Here is a 17,144-nt window from a genome sequence, read left to right as displayed (position 1 = left end):
CGTGGCCGACCAAGAGATGAACAGGCGCGCGACCCGGCCCGCGCACGCCTGACTTGGACTAACGCACCGGGGTTGTTGGACGGAGTCCGCCCCCGGAGCCGAAGTTCGTTGACGGTGTCCGGACACGGCGACTACTCAGGGGCCATGTCGCCAAGATTCCCTCTCCCCGGCCTGGTCGCCGCGGCCTCAGCAGCCGCCCTGGCGCTCGTGGGGACCGCCCTCCCCGCCGCAGCCGCCGATCCGTCCCCCACCCCGGCCGGGGCGGCGGAGTCAGCAGGATCCGCCGTCATCGGATCCGACCGGCTCGCCGTCGCCGTCGCCGACGACTTCCCGCGCGTCCTGTCGTACACCGACCGGGCGAGCGGGAAGCAGTTGCTCGGCAGCACCCGGCCCGTCACCGCCGTCACCCTCAACGGGACCGCCCACCCGGTGAAACTGAAGGGCGCACCGAAGACCACCCGCTCCGCCGCCCGCTACACCCTCGCCTTCGACTCCCTGCCGGGCGTCGAGATCGACGCCTCGCTCACCGTCTCCGGGCGGGCCACCACGTTCAAGGTGACCGCCGTCCGCGACACCGCCGCGTTCCGGGTCGGCACGATCGACATCCCGGGCCACGACCTGATCTCCGTCGGCTCCGCCGAGGCCGGGGCCGCCACCGCGTTCACGAAACTGGATCCGGACTCCACCCGCACCGCCGACGTGTTCGCGAAGATCACCGACGGGACGAAGCCCGACGCCGCGCCCGTCGGGGCCAGCTACGCGATCCTCAACACCGGCTCCCTCGCCGCCGCGATCGAGTCCAACTCCTCGTACGACAAGCCCGCCGGGGCCACCGGCGGCGACGACGCCCGCTTCTGGCACCAGGCGCGCACCGAGGACGGCGGCGTCCGGGTCGGCGTCTGGTCCGGCCAGTGGACCTACCGGGGCGAGGGCGCGCCGAAGCCCGAAAGCGGCGAGAACCTGCCGTGGGCCAAGGTCGTCGTCACCCCGGACGCCAACGGCGACCGGGCCGTCGACTGGCAGGACGGGGCCCTGGCCTTCCGCTCGATCGGCGTCACCGCGCCGGGCAGCGAGGACACCGCGAAGCGGGTCGTCACCCACATCCCGTTCAACTTCGCCAGCCAGGCCACCCACCCGTTCCTGCGCACCCTGGACGACGTCAAGCGGATCTCGAAGGCCACCGACGGCCTCGGCCAGCTCGCCGTCCTCAAGGGGTACGGCTCCGAGGGCCACGACTCCGCCCACCCGGACTACGGCGGCAACTACAACAAGCGGGCCGGCGGGCTGAAGGACCTCAACACCCTGCTCGAGGACGGCAAGAAGTGGGGCGCCGACTTCGGCGTCCACGTCAACGCCACCGAGTCCTACCCGGAGGCCAACGCCTTCGACGAGCAGCTCGTCGACAAGACCAAGCCGGGCTGGAACTGGCTCAACCAGAGCTACTACATCGACCAGCGCCGCGACATCAACAGCGGCGACCTGGCGCAGCGCTTCCAGCAACTGCGCGACGAGACCCACGAGAACCTCGACTTCCTCTACATCGACGTCTACTACAGCCACGGCTGGATCGCCGACAAGACGATCCAGGCCGTCCAGAAGCAGGGCTGGACCGTCGGCACCGAGTGGGCCGACAAGTTCGAGCGCGCCTCGCTCTGGTCGCACTGGGCCAACGACCTGAACTACGGGGGAGCCACCAACAAGGGGCTGAACTCGCAGATCATCCGGTTCATCCGCAACGGCGAGAAGGACATCTGGAACGACGACCCGGTCCTCGGCCAGAGCGCCCTGGAGGACTTCGAGGGCTGGACCGGCGAGACCGACTGGAACGCCTTCACCGCCAACATCTGGCAGAAGAACCTGCCCGCGAAGTACCTCCAGCAGCAGCGGATCACCCGCTGGGACGGCGATGACATCACCTTCACCGGCGGGGTGCGCGGCACGGTCGAGAACGGCAGGCGGACCTTCTACGACCAGGGCCGCAAGGTCCTCAGCGGCACCGACTACCTGCTGCCGTGGGACGGCGGCAAGAAGCTGTACCACTACAGCGAGACCGGCGGCGCCAGCAGCTGGGAGGTGCCCGGCAAGGGCGCGTACACCCTCTACAAGCTGACCGACAACGGCCGGGAGAAGGTCTCCACCGTCCGCCCGGCCGACGGGCGGATCACGCTGACCGCCACCGCCGGACAGCCCTACGTCCTCTACCCCGACCGCGCGCCGAAGGAGACCGGGGCCGACTGGGGGAAGGGGAGCAGGCTGAAGGACCCCGGCTTCAACGACCGTGACCTCAAGGGCTGGACGACGAGCGGCACCGCCGTCCGCGACACCGACGAGCAGGGCCGCAACAGCGCCGAACTCTCCGGCTCCGGCAAGGCCGCGCTCGCGCAGACCGTCACCGGCCTCGAGCCCGGCAAGCGCTACACCGCCTCCGCCCTCGTCGAGGTGGAGCCCGGCAAGAGCCGCCGCACCACGCTGAGCGCCGGTGGGAAGTCGGTGGCCGTCGAGCGCTCCACGGCCGAGGACTTCGTCGCCGCGTCCGACTGGCACGGCACCTCCTTCCAGCGCGCCAAGGTCAACTTCACCGCCCCCGCGAACGGCCGCACCACCCTGCGGATCGAGGCGGCCGCGGGCTCCACGGCCAAGGTGCGCACCGATGACGCGCGGATCGTCGAGAACGCCCCCGCGACCCGCCCCGGCACGGTGGCCCACGAGGACTTCGAGGCCGTCGACCAGGGCTGGGGCCCCTTCCTCAAGGGCAACGCGGGCGGCTCCACCGACCCCCGCACCAGCATTTCGCAGCTCCACGCCCCGTACACCCAGGCGGGCTGGAACGGAAAGCTGATCGACGACGTGCTCGGCGGGAAGGAGTCCCTGAAGTCCCACGAGGAGAACACCGGCCTCGTCTACCGCACCGCACCCTGGACCGTCCCGATGAAGGACGGCCACCGCTACACGGTCGCGTTCGACTACCGGTCCAGCCACGCCGGCGCCTACAGCTGGGTCGAGGGCTACGACAGGGTCGCCGACGGCAAGGCCACCTCGACCGAGACCCGGGCCACCCCGATCGGTCAGCAGCGCACCGACGGGCACTTCAGCCGGACGCTCACCGCGGGCTGCGGCGACACCTGGACCGGGCTGCGCAAGCTGTCGGGAGCACCCGAGGGCGCGGACTTCGTGCTCGACGACTTCACCGTGACCGACCTCGGCCCGGCCCCCGCCGGACAGGAGGCCGTCTGCGGGACGCTCGACGTGGCCGCCGACGCCGAGACCCTGGAGCCCGGCGCCCCGAACACGGTGAAGGCGACCTTCGGCAACGACGAGGCGGCCCCCGCCACCGGCGTGAAGCTCGCGCTGACCGTGCCCGAGGGATGGCAGGCCGAGCCGGTGGGCGCGGTCGCCTTCGACACGGTCGCCCCGGGCGCCAAGGTCACCGGCAGCTGGCGGGTCACCCCGCCGGTCGACGCCCCCTACGACACGTACGCACTGGGCGCGGAGGCCACGTACGCCGTCGGGGGAGCCGGTCGCACGCTCGGCGCGGATACCTCCGTCCGCACCCTCCCGCCGCCGCCCACCGAGGACAGCTGGGCCGGCGACATCGACTGGACCGCCTCGGAGAACGGCTGGGGCCCGGTCGAGCGCGACCAGTCCAACGGGGAGGCGGGAGCCGGCGACGGCGGCCCCCTGAAGATCGGCGGCGTCGGCTACGCCCAGGGCCTGGGCACGCATGCCCCGGCGAAGATCCGCTACTACCTGGGCGGGAAGTGCACCGCCTTCACCGCCGAGGTGGGCGTGGACGACGTCCAGACCACCCGGGGCAGTGTGCGGTTCTCGGTCACCGCCGACGGCGCGGAGCAGGTGGCGTCACCGGTGCTGGGGGCCGCCGATCCGGCCTGGAAGCTGACCGCCGATGTCACCGGCGCGCAGTACGTCGAGCTGGTCGTCCAGGACGGCGGCGACGGCAATGGCAACGACCACGCCGACTGGGGCAACGCCCGCTTCCACTGCGGGAGTTGATGGGCTCCATCGGTGCGGGGGAGGGGCGGATCCGGAACCGGAACCGCCCCTTCGGCCCGTCGCCCCGCAACGCTGGGCCATACTGAGGGGGCCTTCTTCGGCCCCCTCCGTGGCGTGTGGCCCACAGCACACCGATTCTTTGTGGGGTTTCCACAAGCCGAGGCGGCGTTTCGCTGGTGGATCGCCTGCACGGCCCAACGGTTCTGTTCACTCCCACCACGAAACCGGGCAGGAGACTGTACGGAGTCGACGGCGCGATTTCTGGGTCGGGGTTCGTAGGGTCGGTACATGACCGTTGTGGACGAAATCCAGGGTGAGCCGAACGACGCCCGAGGCCGGGTGGCCGAGCTGCTGGCCCTGCGCGAGCAGGCGCGGCGCGGACCGAGTGTGCGGGCGACCGAGGCGCAGCACGCCAAGGGGAAGCTGACCGCACGGGAGCGGATCGAGCTGCTGCTGGACCCGGATTCGTTCAAGGAGGTCGAGCAGCTCCGCCGGCACCGGGCCACCGGGTTCGGCCTGGAGGCCAAGAAGCCCTACACCGACGGTGTCATCACCGGCTGGGGCACGGTCGAGGGCCGCACGGTCTTCGTCTACGCGCACGACTTCCGGATCTTCGGCGGTGCGCTGGGCGAGGCCCACGCCACGAAGATCCACAAGATCATGGACATGGCCATCTCGGCCGGTGCCCCGCTGGTGTCGCTGAACGACGGCGCCGGAGCCCGTATCCAGGAGGGCGTCTCGGCGCTCGCCGGCTACGGCGGCATCTTCCAGCGCAACACGCGCGCCTCCGGCGTCATCCCGCAGATCAGCGTGATGCTCGGCCCGTGCGCGGGCGGCGCGGCCTACAGCCCGGCGCTCACCGACTTCGTCTTCATGGTCCGTGAGACCTCGCAGATGTTCATCACCGGACCGGACGTCGTGAAGGCGGTCACCGGCGAGGAGATCACCCAGAACGGCCTCGGCGGCGCGGATGTGCACGCCGAGACCTCCGGCGTCGCGCACTTCGCGTACGACGACGAGGAGACCTGCATCGCCGAGGTCCGCTACCTCCTCGGGATGCTGCCCTCCAACAACCGCGAGAACCCGCCGACGGCTCCGAGCGACGACCCGGCCGACCGGCGCGGCGACGTCCTGCTGGACCTGGTCCCGGCCGACGGCAACCGCCCCTACGACATGCACAAGGTGATCGAGGAGCTCGTCGACGAGGGCGACTACCTGGAGATCCACGAGCGCTGGGCCCGCAACATCATCTGCGCGATGGCCCGTCTGGACGGCCAGGTCGTCGGCATCGTCGCCAACCAGCCGCAGGCGCTGGCCGGGGTGCTGGACATCGAAGCCTCCGAGAAGGCCGCACGCTTCGTTCAGATGTGCGACGCTTTCAATATCCCGATCATCACTCTTCTGGACGTCCCCGGCTTCCTCCCCGGCGTCGACCAGGAGCACGGTGGGATCATCCGGCACGGTGCGAAGCTGCTGTACGCCTACTGCAACGCCACCGTGCCGCGGATCTCGCTGATCCTGCGGAAGGCATACGGAGGCGCGTACATCGTCATGGACAGCCAGTCCATCGGGGCCGACCTCACCTACGCCTGGCCGACCAACGAGATCGCCGTGATGGGCGCCGAAGGCGCCGCCAACGTCATCTTCCGCCGGCAGATCGCCGACGCCGAGGACCCCGAGGCCATGCGCACCCGCATGGTCAAGGAGTACAAGGCCGAGCTGATGCACCCGTACTACGCGGCCGAGCGCGGCCTCGTCGACGACGTCATCGACCCCGCCGAGACCCGCGAGGTGCTCATCGCCTCGCTCGCCATGCTCCGCAACAAGCACGCCGACCTGCCGTCCCGCAAGCACGGCAACCCCCCGCAGTAGTCCTCCTCCGCAGCGGCGCGATCCGCCGCGCGGTCCACGACAGCCTGCCGAGAAGACGGAGACACCGCACCATGAGCCTGACTTCCGCCGAGTCCGTTCTGCGCGTCGAGAAGGGGCACGCCGACCCCGAGGAGCTGGCGGCCATCACCGCCGTCCTGATGGCCCGCGCCGCCGCCCAGCCGCCCGCCGCCGTGTTCGGCGGCCGTGACACCGCCGGCTGGCGCCGCCTGGAGCGCACGCCGGGCTTCCGCGCCCCGCACAGCTGGCAGGGCTGACCGCTCACCCGGCACGACGAGAAGGGCCCCGCTCCTCCCGAGGGAGGAGCGGGGCCCTTCTCGTGTCTCCCGGACGCCTCAGCGCAGGCGTGCCATCAGGGCGTGCTCGACCAGCGTGATGAGCGCGCTCTTGGCGTCCGCGCGGTGGCGGGCGTCCGTTGTCAGGATCGGGGTGTCCGGCCCGATCTGGAGTGCTTCGCGTACTTCGTCGGGGGTGTAGGGCTGGTGTCCGTCGAAGCCGTTGAGGGCGATGACGAAGGGGAGGCCGCTGTTTTCGAAGTAGTCGACTGCGGGGAAGCAGTCGGCGAGGCGGCGGGTGTCGACGAGGACGACGGCGCCGATGGCGCCGCGGACCAGGTCGTCCCACATGAACCAGAAGCGGTCCTGTCCGGGTGTACCGAAGAGGTACAGGATCAGGTCCTGGTCCAGGGTGATGCGTCCGAAGTCCATGGCCACCGTCGTGGTGGTCTTGTCCCCGGTGTGGGTCAGGTCGTCGATGCCCGCGGATGCGGACGTCATCACGGCTTCGGTGCGCAGCGGATTGATCTCCGAAACGGCACCGACAAACGTGGTCTTACCCACGCCGAAGCCCCCTGCCACCACGATCTTCGCCGAGGTAGTGGAGCGGGCTGCTCCGCCGCTAGAGCTTGCGAAGTCCACTGAGCACCCTTTCGAGCAGTGTCACATCTGGCTGGCCGCCGGCGGTCTCGTCGCCGCCGGGCTGATGGATAGCGACGAGCCCGGCCTCGGCCAGATCGGCGACGAGGATCCGGGCAACGCCGAGGGGGATCGAGAGAAGGGCCGAGATCTCGGCGACCGACTTGATCTCGACGCAGAGCCGGCAGATCCGCTGGTGCTCGGGCAACTGCCCTTGCAGCCGGGACGGATCGGCCGTGGTGCTGACCAGCGCCTCGATGGCGAGCTGGTACCGCGGCCGGGTCCGGCCGCCGGTCATGGCGTACGGACGGACCAACGGGTTGTGCGCGGCGGGCTGGTCAGGTGCCGGAGGCCGCTGCTGCTGCACCGGCTGAATGCGCGGCTGCCGGGGCGCGTCGTACCGCTGGGGCTGCTGCTGCGGCCACCCCGCGCCCGGCTGCTGCGGAGGCCACTCGGACCCCTGACCGCCGTGAGCACTCTGGGGCGGCTGTTGCTGGTGTGGCTGCTGGTATGGCTGATACTGCCCCGGTCCCTGACCGCCGGGTGCGGCAGGGAAGCCGAAACGGTTGTCACCGTGCTCACCCGGAACCCTCTGGTCACCGTTGTATGGGTGCCCATCTGTGGGTGCTGCCACGTCTCCTCCTCCGACTGCCGATCGCCGATCCCAGTGGGGCCGCGCCACCGCACTTTATGGCGCGGTGGCGAGAAACGCACTGTCTGCCTACTAGTTAAGAAGACTTCCCTGAAGCTCGGCGCGGAGGTCCGGAGTCAGAACACCGCCCGCGCGGTCGACCAGAAGGGCCATTTCGTACCCAACCAGACCGATATCGGCGTCCGGGTGGGCCAGAACGGCGAGCGAAGATCCGTCGGAAATGGACATGAGGAAGAGAAATCCCCGCTCCATCTCCACAACGGTCTGATTCACGGCGCCGCCCTCGAAGATCCGCGAGGCGCCCGCGGTCAGCGACGTCAGACCGGAGGCGACGGCCGCCAGCTGGTCGGCGCGGTCGCGCGGGAAACCTTCGGACATCGCCAGCAGGAGTCCGTCGGCGGAGACCACCACCGTGTGCGACACCCCGGGGGTGTTGTCCACGAAATTGGTGATCAACCAGTTGAGATTCTGCGCCGCCTGGCTCATCGGGCTCACACTAACGCTCCTGGTTGTAGGTGGTACTGGTGTCCGACCCCGCGCTGCGTCCCCGCTGGATCCCCCGCCGCAGGTTGCTCAACCTGCCGCGGACGTCCTCGGGTGCGCGGGAGACCTGTGGGCCGCCCTGCTGGGTCTGCTCCGCCGTGCCCTCGACCAGGTTGGCCTTGGGCACGCGCCGGGGGAGACCGGAGAGGGTGATTCCGCCCGCCTTCGGCTCACGGAGCTTCTCGGCCCGCTCCCAGCGCTCGTCGTTCGTCGAGCGCCAGTCGTCGGTGCCGTCCTTGTCCGTCTGCGGGTCCTGCCGCTGTTCCTGCTGCGGCTGCCGCTGCGGAACCGCAGTGGGCTGGTCGTTCCCGCGGCCGCCGGGGCCGGGCTGCCAGTGCTGCTGACCGCCGCGGCGCGGCAGACCGGCTTCGGTCAGCTCGTGGCCGACGTTCGGGGTGGGCCCCGGACGATCGAAGCCTACGCGCTCCGATGACTCCGCGGGCGTGCTCGGAACAGATTCCGATGCGTCGGGAGCAATCGGCTCATAAGTGTTCTGGAAACCGCTCTGAACAGGCCAGTCATCCTGGTGGGACTGGTCCGCCGGAGCCGTGTACGCGTCGGCGTACTGCCCTTGCCGGTCATCCGGAACGGGATACGCCGATTCCGGGTAACCGTCCCCCGGGTGCTGCTGATCCTGCTGCTGCGGATAACCGTTCTCGGCGCCGTACTGCTGCTGCTCGTACGACCCCTGGTACTGCTCCTGCTGCGGCTGCTGCGACTGCTGGCCGTACTGGTCCTGGCCGTAGCGCTCATCGGCGTAGCCCTGCTGCTGCGGCTGCTGCTGCCCGCCGTACGGGTCGCCCGCGTACGGCTCCGGTGCGTAGCCCTGCTGCTCCTGGGAGTTGTCCCCGAACGGGCCGCCCACGCCCGTCTGGGCCTCCAGGGCCGCCCTGCGCTCCTCGCGCATCAGCGAGCGGCCGACCGGGTCCAGCTGGGTCGGGTCCGCCGGGACGTCGTAGCGCGAGTCGTCGAAGCCGAGTTCGGCCGCCGTGCGCATCGGGGCCTGCTGCGGCGCCGGCTCGAAGGCCTGCTGCTGCTCGGGGATGATCGAGGAGACGGTGAAGTCGTCCTGACCGCCGTTCGGTTGGCCACCGCCACCGTGGGTGATGGCGTCCGGCAGCATGACCAGCGAGGTGGTCCCGGCCTGCTCGCCCGAGGGGCGCAGCTGGACCCGGATCCCGTGCCGGTCGGCCAGCCGGCCGACCACGAACAGGCCCATGCGCTGGGACACCGCGGCGTCCACGGTCGGCGGGTTGGCCAGCTTGTGGTTGATGTCGGCGAAGTCCTCGGCGGTGAGGCCGATGCCCTTGTCGTGGATCTCGACCATCACCCGGCCGTCGGGCAGCCGGGTCGCGGTGACCTTGACCTTGGTCTGCGGCGAGGAGAACGTAGTGGCGTTCTCCAGCAGCTCGGCCAGCAGGTGCACGAGGTCGGTGACGGCCTGGCCGTGGATCTCGCTCTCCGGCACCCCGGTCAGCTGGATGCGCTCGTAGGACTCCACCTCGGAGGAGGCGGCCCGCAACACGTCGACCAGCGGAACCGGCTGGTTCCAGCGGCGGCCGGGCTCCTCGCCCGCGAGGACGAGGAGGTTCTCGCCGTTGCGGCGCATCCGGGTCGCCAGGTGGTCCAGCTTGAAGAGGCTCTCCAGCTGGTCCGGGTCGGCCTCGTTGTTCTCCAGGTCGGTGATGAGGGTCAGCTGGCCCTCGATGAGCGACTGGTTGCGGCGCGAGAGGTTGGTGAAGATCGCGTTGACGTTGCCCCGCAGCATGGCCTGCTCGGCGGCGAGCCGGACGGCCTCGCGGTGCACCTGGTCGAAGGCGCGCGCGACCTCGCCGATCTCGTCCTGTGTGGTGATCGGGATCGGCTGCACCCGGGTGTTGACCCGGCCCGGGTCGGTGCGCGAGAGCTGGTCGACGAGGGAGGGCAGCCGCTGCTCGGCGATGGAGAAGGCGGCGGTACGCAGCTGGCGCATCGAGCGGCTCATCTGGCGGGCCATGAGCCCGGCCAGGATGAACGCGGCCAGCAGCGCGATGACGACGATGAGGCCGTTGACGATGGCGTCGGTCTTGGCGTCGGAGGAGATCTTCGCGGCTTCGTCCACCGCCTTGGTGACCAGCTCGTCCTCGACGGTGGCGTACCCCTCGAACTTCGCGGTCGCCGCCGCCATCCAGGTCTCGGGCGTGATGCCCTTGGCCGCCAGGTCCTTCGGGTCCTGGCCCTTGCCGATCTCCTGGGCCATGCCGTCGAAGACCGAGCCGTCGATGCTCGGCGGGGCCACGAAGGGCTTGCCCGCGGCCTCGGCCTGCTCCTTGGCCGCCTTGAGCTGCTTGGCGCCCTCGGCCGCCTTGCCGCTCATGACCTGCTTGAGGCGGTCGACGTCGGCCTGGGTGCCACCGGAGTTGAACTCGCCCAGCGCGATCTGCTCCAGGTAGTTGTACGAGCCGAAGGCCTTGACCTGGTCGTTGTACGTGCCGGGCTTCTGGCTCGGGCGCACCAGCAGGTGCATGCCGATCGAGCGCTGAAGCGATTCTGCAGCTTTGGACAGCTCGATCGCGTAGACGGTACGGCCGTAGCTGGTGATGTTGCCGGTGCCGAGGCCGAGCTCGTTGGAGAACTCCATCAGCGAGTGCTGGACCTGGGTGTAACCCTCTTCGGTCTTCACCGGGTCCAGGGCCTGCGAGTAGGCGGCCTTGCGCAGCTCGGGAAGCTTGGGCTCCTCGCCCTTGAACAGCTTCAGCCGGCGCTCCAGGCCCGGCTTCGCCGGCATCTCCTGCACCGCGGAGTCGAACTTCCGGGCCGCCTCGTCGGTGGTGGCCCGGGTCTGCTCGACCACGTCGGCGTCCCGGTCGCCCGAGAGCAGCGGGTCGGCGGTGAGGTCCCGCTCGTTCAGCAGCGCCTGTCCGTAGTCGGACGCGGCACGCACGACGACCGCGATCTTCTCGGCCTCCTGCGCCTCGCTCCAGGTGTCGATGGACCCCTTCACCTGGAAGCCGCCCATGACCAGGCCGACCAGCACCGGGATCAGGAGGATCGCGTTCAGCCGGGTGGCCACCCGCCAGTTGCGCGGGGACAGCCGACTGGTGCTGCCGCCCTCGGCGGGCTCCGTGCCGGACACCTCCGCAGGGGACGCCACAGCGCGCGACGGCGGGGTGAAGTTGCCCCGCTCGGGCTGTGCCGCGGAGCCCTCGTTGCTTCGCCTCACTCGACCAACAACCTCTCGGCGTCGGCACCTACGCTGTGCCGGATTATTCGTTCAGGGCCGTACTACTGGGGAGTTCGTCGAATTGCAGCACGGGGACCGGCCCCGTTCCAAACACTCGGAATCAACGATTCCGAGTGGTCCAGACCTCAGATAAAACGGGCATAAAGAGCGAGCCCCGTCAAAAGGCGGGGCTCATGTGAGCGCAGTGGTACCGAATGGATGCATCGGGTGGCGGCGTGGACTCAATTCTCTGTCGAAACGTTATGAACACGGGGGCGGATCGTGTCAAACGACACAGGCCGCCCCCGCGTGACTACTGCACCTTCCGTACGCCGATATCGGCTTACGCCTGGTGGGAGAACTACTTCAAGCGTGCCATCAGCGCATGCTCGACCAGCGTGATCAGACCGCTCTTGGCGTCCGCGCGGTGGCGGGCGTCCGTCGTGATGATCGGGGCGTCGGGCCCGATCTGGAGTGCTTCGCGTACTTCGTCGGGGGTGTAGGGCTGGTGTCCGTCGAAGCCGTTGAGGGCGATGACGAAGGGGAGGCCGCTGTTCTCGAAGTAGTCGACTGCGGGGAAGCAGTCGGCGAGGCGGCGGGTGTCGACGAGGACGACGGCGCCGATGGCGCCGCGGACCAGGTCGTCCCACATGAACCAGAAGCGGTCCTGTCCGGGTGTACCGAAGAGGTACAGGATCAGGTCCTGGTCCAGGGTGATGCGTCCGAAGTCCATGGCCACCGTCGTGGTGGTCTTGTCCCCGGTGTGGGTCAGGTCGTCGATGCCCGCGGATGCGGACGTCATCACGGCTTCGGTGCGCAGCGGATTGATCTCCGAAACGGCACCGACAAACGTGGTCTTACCCACGCCGAAGCCCCCTGCCACCACGATCTTCGCCGAAGTGGTGGAGCGGGCCGTACCGCCACTAGAGCTTGCGAAGTCCACTGAGCACCCTTTCGAGCAGTGTCACATCCGGCGCGCCGCCGGCCTCTCCGTTGCCCGGCTGGTGGATGGCCACCATGCCGGCTTCCGCCAGGTCCGCCACCAGGATCCGGGCGACCCCGAGCGGCATCGACAGCAGTGCCGACACCTCCGCCACCGATTTGACCTCACGGCAGAGGTGGCAGATCCGCTGGTGCTCGGGGAGCAGGGTCCCCAGATGCGCCGGGTCTGCCGTGGTGCTGACCAGTGCCTCTATCGCGAGCTGGTAGCGCGGCCGGGTCCGGCCGCCGGTCATGGCGTAAGGACGAACCAGCGGCTGGTCGCCTTCCCCGTCGTACGACGCGTGGTGCAGTGCGCCGTACGGATCGGGTGAGGCGGGTGGCGGGGTCATGAATCCTCCGGGCGTGACAGCAGGTTCTCGGCTTGCCGTCTGCAAGGGGCCGGTGAGGGGACTAAAGCGGCCTGACGGGTGAGGGTTGTGGGCATTACCTGAGGGGATCGTGTCGTGGATCGGCTGGACGGCCGCCTAGTGGAGCAGACTGCCTTGGAGTTCGGCGCGGAGGTCGGGCGTGAGGACGGTGCCGGCACGGTCGACCAGGAGGGCCATCTCGTACCCGACCAGACCGATGTCGGCGTCCGGGTGGGCCAGAACGGCCAGTGACGAACCGTCGGAGATGGACATGAGGAAGAGAAATCCCCGCTCCATCTCCACGACCGTCTGACTGACGGCGCCGCCCTCGAAGATCCGGGACGCACCCGCGGTCAGCGAGGTCAGCCCCGACGCGACAGCGGCGAGCTGGTCCGCGCGGTCGCGCGGGAAACCTTCGGACATCGCCAGCAGCAGGCCATCCGCGGAGACCACCACCGTGTGGGACACCCCCGGGGTGTTGTCCACGAAATTGGTGATCAGCCAGTTCAGATTCTGCGCGGCCTGACTCATGGGGCTCAACTAACGCTCCTGCTGGTGAGTGGGGCCGAGATGGATACTGCCGGTCTGCGAGCCGTTGTTGGCCTGCCGACCCTGCTGGATGCCCCGGCGGAGATTGGTCAGACGCCCGCGCACGTCATCGGGCGCGCGCGAAACCTGAGGTCCGGACTGGTGATTCTGCTGCTGTGCGGTCCCCGGCACCAAATTGGCGCGGGGTACACGGCGGGGCAGCCCGGATGTGGTGACCCCACCGGCGGCGGGCTTCTTGACCCGCTCGGCCTGGCGTACGAGTTCGTCGTTGGGCGAGGCCCGCCAGGAACTGGTGACCGGGGCGTCGGCCGCACCACGCTGAGGCAGGGGCGGGACGGGCGCTCCGGAGGGCTCCGGAGCGGCCGGCGCCTGCGGTTCGGCGGGCGGCTGCTGGCCGCCCTGGCCCGGACCGTGGAACCAGTTCGTCTCCAGGGTGTCGTACAGCGGCGTACGGCCGTCCCCGGGACCGGCCGGCGGCAGGGCCTCCGGCTGCTGGGGCTGGGCCGGCAGCGCCGGACGCGGCGCACCGAAGTCGCTGCCGTCCAGGCCGCGCTGACGCGGCGCGGGCAGCTGCTCGCCCTGGTTCTGCCGGCCCTGGCCGTAACCGCCCTGGTCCTGCTGGTTCGGCTGCTGCGGGACACCGAAGTCGGGCTGGGCGAACTGCGCGGTGCTCGCCGGGTCCTGGCCCAGCGGAGGCTGCTGCTGGTACGACCGGTCCTGGGGCGCCGAGAAGTCGGGCCGGGCGAACTCGGAGGTCGCGCCGGGACCCTGGCGGTCGTCCGAAGGCCGCTGGTTCAGCGGGGCGTTGAACGACGGGTCCTGGCCGGGGCCCGTCGGCCGGGCGAACTGCCCGGTCGCGTCGTGCTCCTCGTGACCGCGCGGGGTGTCGGCGCCCCAGCTGGTGGCCGCCGGCCGCTGCGGCTGGGGGTTGCCCCCGGGCAGCTCGGCACGCGGTCCACCGGGCGGCGGCAGCTGACGGCCGGGGCCGCCACCGGGCTGCGGGAAACCGCCCTGGCCGCTCTGTCCCTGGCGCCCCTGGGGCTGCTGCGCTCCGGGACCCTGCTGGTTCTGCTGGTTCTGCTGGTTCGACTGGTTCTGCCAGCCGGACGGGCCCTGCTGGCTCGGCGGTGCGACCGGGCCCGGACGGCCGTTCTGCCCGGGGGAGGGCGGAGCGCTGTGCCCGAAGAGGTTGGGCTGCACCGCGTCGCCGCGACCCGGAGCATCGCCCTGGGGGCCGCCCTGGGCGCCGCGGGCGCCGAGCCGGGCGCTGTTGCCGAAGGCGCCGGAGAGACCGCCGCCGCCCTGACGCTGGGGAGCCGGACCCTGAGCCGGGAAGTCCTGACCCGGACCGCCGTTGTTCGGCAGGCCACCGGTGCCCGGTCCCTGCGGACGGCCCGCTCCGCTGTCCCGGGAGGGCAGAGCCGCCCGGGGACCCGCGCCCGCGCCGACCTGGCCGCGCTGTGCGCCGGGTCCACCGCCGAGGCTCTTGGCGCCCGGTCCGCCGCCGAGACCCGCGCGCTGGCCGCTGCCCGCGCCGTTCCCGTTGCCCGCGAGCAGACCGCCCGGGGCGCCGGACTGCTGACCGGGGCCCTGCTTGGACGGCGGCTGCTTGCCGCCGTGCGCGACGTCGACGGGCAGCATGACCAGCGCGGTCGTACCGCCGGAGTCGGAGGGACGCAGCTGGATCCGGATGCCGTGACGCAGCGACAGCCGGCCGACCACGAACAGACCCATGCGGCGGGAGACGGAGACGTCCACGGTGGGCGGCTGCGCGAGCCGCTCGTTGATCGCGGCGAGGTCCTCGGGGGAGAGGCCGATGCCGGTGTCGTGGATCTCGACGAGCACCCGCCCGTCGGGCAGCGCGTGACCGGTGACCCGGACCTTCGTCTGCGGCGAGGAGAACGACGTCGCGTTCTCCAGCAGCTCGGCGAGCAGGTGGACGAGGTCGTTGACGACCCGGCCGGCGACCTCGGTGGCGGGCACCGCGGACAGCTCGATGCGCTCGTACTGCTCCACCTCGGAGGCGGCGGCACGGAGCACGTCCACCAGCGGGACGGGGCGGGTCCACCGGCGGCCCGGCTCCTCGCCCGCGAGGACGAGGAGGTTCTCGCCGTTACGGCGCATACGGGTCGCGAGGTGGTCGAGCTTGAAGAGCGAGGACAGCTGGTCCGGGTCGGCCTCGCGGGACTCCAGCTCGGAGATGAGCGAGAGCTGGCGCTGGATGAGGCCCTGCGAGCGGCGCGAGAGGTTGGTGAACATCGCGTTGACGTTGCCCCGGAGCAGAGCCTGCTCGGCGGCGAGGCGGACGGCCTCGCGGTGCACGTCGTCGAAGGCCGCGGCCACCTGGCCGATCTCGTCCCGGGAGTGCACGCCGACCGACTCGACGGAGGTGTCGACGTCCTGCGGGTCGGTCTCGGAGAGCTGCTTGACGAGCTCGGGCAGCCGGTCCTGGGCGACCCGGGTGGCGGTGTCCTGGAGGCGTCGCAGCGAACGGATCATGGAGCGGGCCACCACGAAGGCGCCGACGAGCGAGACGCCGAGCACGATGAGGATGACCGCACCGTTGACGATCGCCTCGCGCTGGGAGGCCTGGCGCAGCTCGCGGGCCTTGGCCTCCATGTCGCTGAGGAGGGTGGCCTCGATCGTCTCCATGGCCTTGATCTTGATGGTGCTCTGGTCGTACCAGTCCAGGTACGACCGGACCTGCTTGCCCTCGATCCCGTTCGTGGTGTCCAGGATCCGCTTGGCGTACATGTTGCCGGCGTTGATCTCCGGGTTGCCGTTGTCCAGGGGAGCCATGAGCTCCTCGGCGCTCTCCCCGGTCGTCCCGTAGATCGTCTTGAACGAGATGAGGGCCCGGGACTCCTTGGCGAGCGCGTTGGAGCCGAACTGCCGGTCGTTCGGGTTGAGGTGCGGCTCCTTGACCGAACCGCCGGGCAGCGCCGCGGCGATGATCGCGCGCTGGACCGAGGCGTACTCCTTGGCGGAGGAGAACGCCGCCAGGGCCCGGGTCCGCTTGATCATGTCCGGGTTGCTGGTCGCCTGCGCCATGTCCTGCGAGAGGCTCAGCAGCGAGGTGATCAGCTGGTTGTACTGGTCGATCGTGTTGAGACTCGGTGCGCCCTCTTCGTACGCCGTCTTGCGGATCGTACGGATGTTGCCGAGCTGGGAGGCGATCTGCGAGATGCTCGCGTGGATGCTGTCGAGCGCCTCGTCGCCCTCGGAGTCGCCGATCGAGTCGGTCTCGTCGAGGAAGGCGTCCTTGGCCCGGTCGGTCTTGTCCCGGGGCCCGGTGACCTTGTAGTCGGTGGGCTTGGACTTGTTCGACAGCGGGCCGGCCGACTGGTCGCGCTCCGACTGGAGCGCCTGGGCGAGCGAGGTCGCCTGCTTGGTCATCTTCGTCAGCAGCTGCATGTGCTCGAGCTGCTGCATGTCGGTCATGGACTCGTTGATCCGCAGACCGCCCAGGCTGGTCGCGGCGACCACGGGGAGGGCGAGGAGCGAGACCAGTCGCGTGCTGATGCGCCAGTTACGGAGCGCTATTCGCGAACCCGTGTCGACCGGGCCGCGCGGCTGGGCGGCCGTGTTCGGCTCCGCACCGCCGCTCGTCGTGGAGCCCGTGCGCTGGGCGCGGTCGCTGTTGTCGCCGGCGCCGGCCGGCCCGGGGTTCTGGGCGTGCTGGGGCGAGGAACCGCGGTCGGTCCCGCCGCGCGGCTCCTGTTCCGCCGGAGCGCTGCCATCCCTCTTGAAACGTCCCTGCACTAGCGTCGCAACCTCTGGACCAGGCGTCCCGCCCGCGTGTGCGGACAAGACGGTGTCGGCTTCGTGGGGCACTGGACGCGCCCCATGGTGGTCGTGTGAGTGACCGGCGAACTTCCCCCTCCCGCCGCCACTCGGCGCTGCGTTGCGCCCCGGCGCGCCGGACCTGAAACCCGCGGCGGTGCGTGGAATTCCAGCACAGTGCAGGATCTCCAACAAGGCCCCTGTACCGGGCTGTGACCTGGGTGACACGTTGTGATGGGCGAGTAACAAGC

The 17,144-nt window shown here is 70.3% G+C and carries 11 protein-coding genes; 3 read left to right on the top strand and 8 right to left on the bottom strand.

From position 1 onward, the window contains the following. Nucleotides 1-144: 144 nt before the first annotated feature. The 3 genes from ACH4UK_RS07710 to ACH4UK_RS07700 all read left to right on the top strand — a co-directional run bounded on the left by ACH4UK_RS07710 (nucleotide 145) and on the right by ACH4UK_RS07700 (nucleotide 6,158). Nucleotides 145-4,011 carry an endo-alpha-N-acetylgalactosaminidase family protein gene (locus ACH4UK_RS07710; RefSeq protein WP_398355095.1) on the top strand — a complete coding sequence of 1,289 codons (3,867 nt, stop codon included), beginning with the start codon at nucleotides 145-147 and terminating at the stop codon, nucleotides 4,009-4,011. Nucleotides 4,012-4,299: 288 nt separating this feature from the next. Further along, nucleotides 4,300-5,883, top strand: a complete 1,584-nt coding sequence (locus tag ACH4UK_RS07705) for an acyl-CoA carboxylase subunit beta (RefSeq protein WP_398355094.1) — start codon at nucleotides 4,300-4,302, stop codon at nucleotides 5,881-5,883. A gap of 71 nt (nucleotides 5,884-5,954) precedes the next feature. Further along, complete coding sequence (locus ACH4UK_RS07700) at nucleotides 5,955-6,158, top strand: acyl-CoA carboxylase subunit epsilon (RefSeq protein WP_398355093.1); 204 nt, start codon at nucleotides 5,955-5,957, stop codon at nucleotides 6,156-6,158. 78 nt (nucleotides 6,159-6,236) lie between these two features. Here ACH4UK_RS07700 and ACH4UK_RS07695 read toward each other — a convergent pair whose 3' ends face one another. The 8 genes from ACH4UK_RS07695 to ACH4UK_RS07660 all read right to left on the bottom strand — a co-directional run bounded on the left by ACH4UK_RS07695 (nucleotide 6,237) and on the right by ACH4UK_RS07660 (nucleotide 16,872). Continuing rightward, on the bottom strand, nucleotides 6,237-6,818 hold the full coding sequence (locus ACH4UK_RS07695) for an ATP/GTP-binding protein (protein WP_014048542.1): 582 nt from the start codon (nucleotides 6,816-6,818) through the stop codon (nucleotides 6,237-6,239). Continuing rightward, nucleotides 6,799-7,449, bottom strand: coding sequence for a DUF742 domain-containing protein (locus tag ACH4UK_RS07690; RefSeq protein ID WP_398355092.1), 651 nt, complete (start codon nucleotides 7,447-7,449; stop codon nucleotides 6,799-6,801). Before ACH4UK_RS07690 ends, ACH4UK_RS07695 begins: the two co-directional genes overlap by 20 nt. A 90-nt stretch (nucleotides 7,450-7,539) precedes the next feature. Next, nucleotides 7,540-7,953: a roadblock/LC7 domain-containing protein gene (locus ACH4UK_RS07685; RefSeq protein ID WP_073727376.1), complete on the bottom strand. Its 414-nt coding sequence runs from the start codon at nucleotides 7,951-7,953 to the stop codon at nucleotides 7,540-7,542. Nucleotides 7,954-7,963: 10 nt separating this feature from the next. Next, nucleotides 7,964-11,212, bottom strand: a complete 3,249-nt coding sequence (locus ACH4UK_RS07680) for a nitrate- and nitrite sensing domain-containing protein (RefSeq protein ID WP_398355091.1) — start codon at nucleotides 11,210-11,212, stop codon at nucleotides 7,964-7,966. Nucleotides 11,213-11,573: 361 nt separating this feature from the next. Continuing rightward, nucleotides 11,574-12,155, bottom strand: a complete 582-nt coding sequence (locus ACH4UK_RS07675; protein ID WP_014153856.1) for an ATP/GTP-binding protein — start codon at nucleotides 12,153-12,155, stop codon at nucleotides 11,574-11,576. Beyond that, entirely contained in the window at nucleotides 12,136-12,543 is a 408-nt protein-coding gene (locus ACH4UK_RS07670) for a DUF742 domain-containing protein (RefSeq protein ID WP_003966010.1), read from the bottom strand. Before ACH4UK_RS07670 ends, ACH4UK_RS07675 begins: the two co-directional genes overlap by 20 nt. 135 nt (nucleotides 12,544-12,678) lie before the next feature. Further along, nucleotides 12,679-13,092, bottom strand: coding sequence for a roadblock/LC7 domain-containing protein (locus ACH4UK_RS07665; RefSeq protein WP_006127850.1), 414 nt, complete (start codon nucleotides 13,090-13,092; stop codon nucleotides 12,679-12,681). Nucleotides 13,093-13,101: 9 nt separating this feature from the next. Beyond that, nucleotides 13,102-16,872 carry a nitrate- and nitrite sensing domain-containing protein gene (locus ACH4UK_RS07660; protein WP_398355089.1) on the bottom strand — a complete coding sequence of 1,257 codons (3,771 nt, stop codon included), beginning with the start codon at nucleotides 16,870-16,872 and terminating at the stop codon, nucleotides 13,102-13,104. Nucleotides 16,873-17,144: the final 272 nt, after the last annotated feature.

The organism is Streptomyces sp. NPDC020884 (genome assembly GCF_044333935.1).
Lineage (GTDB): Bacteria > Actinomycetota > Actinomycetes > Streptomycetales > Streptomycetaceae > Streptomyces.
The sequence above is the reverse complement of the archived record's forward strand: the minus strand, read 5'-3'. Positions and strand labels throughout refer to the sequence as shown.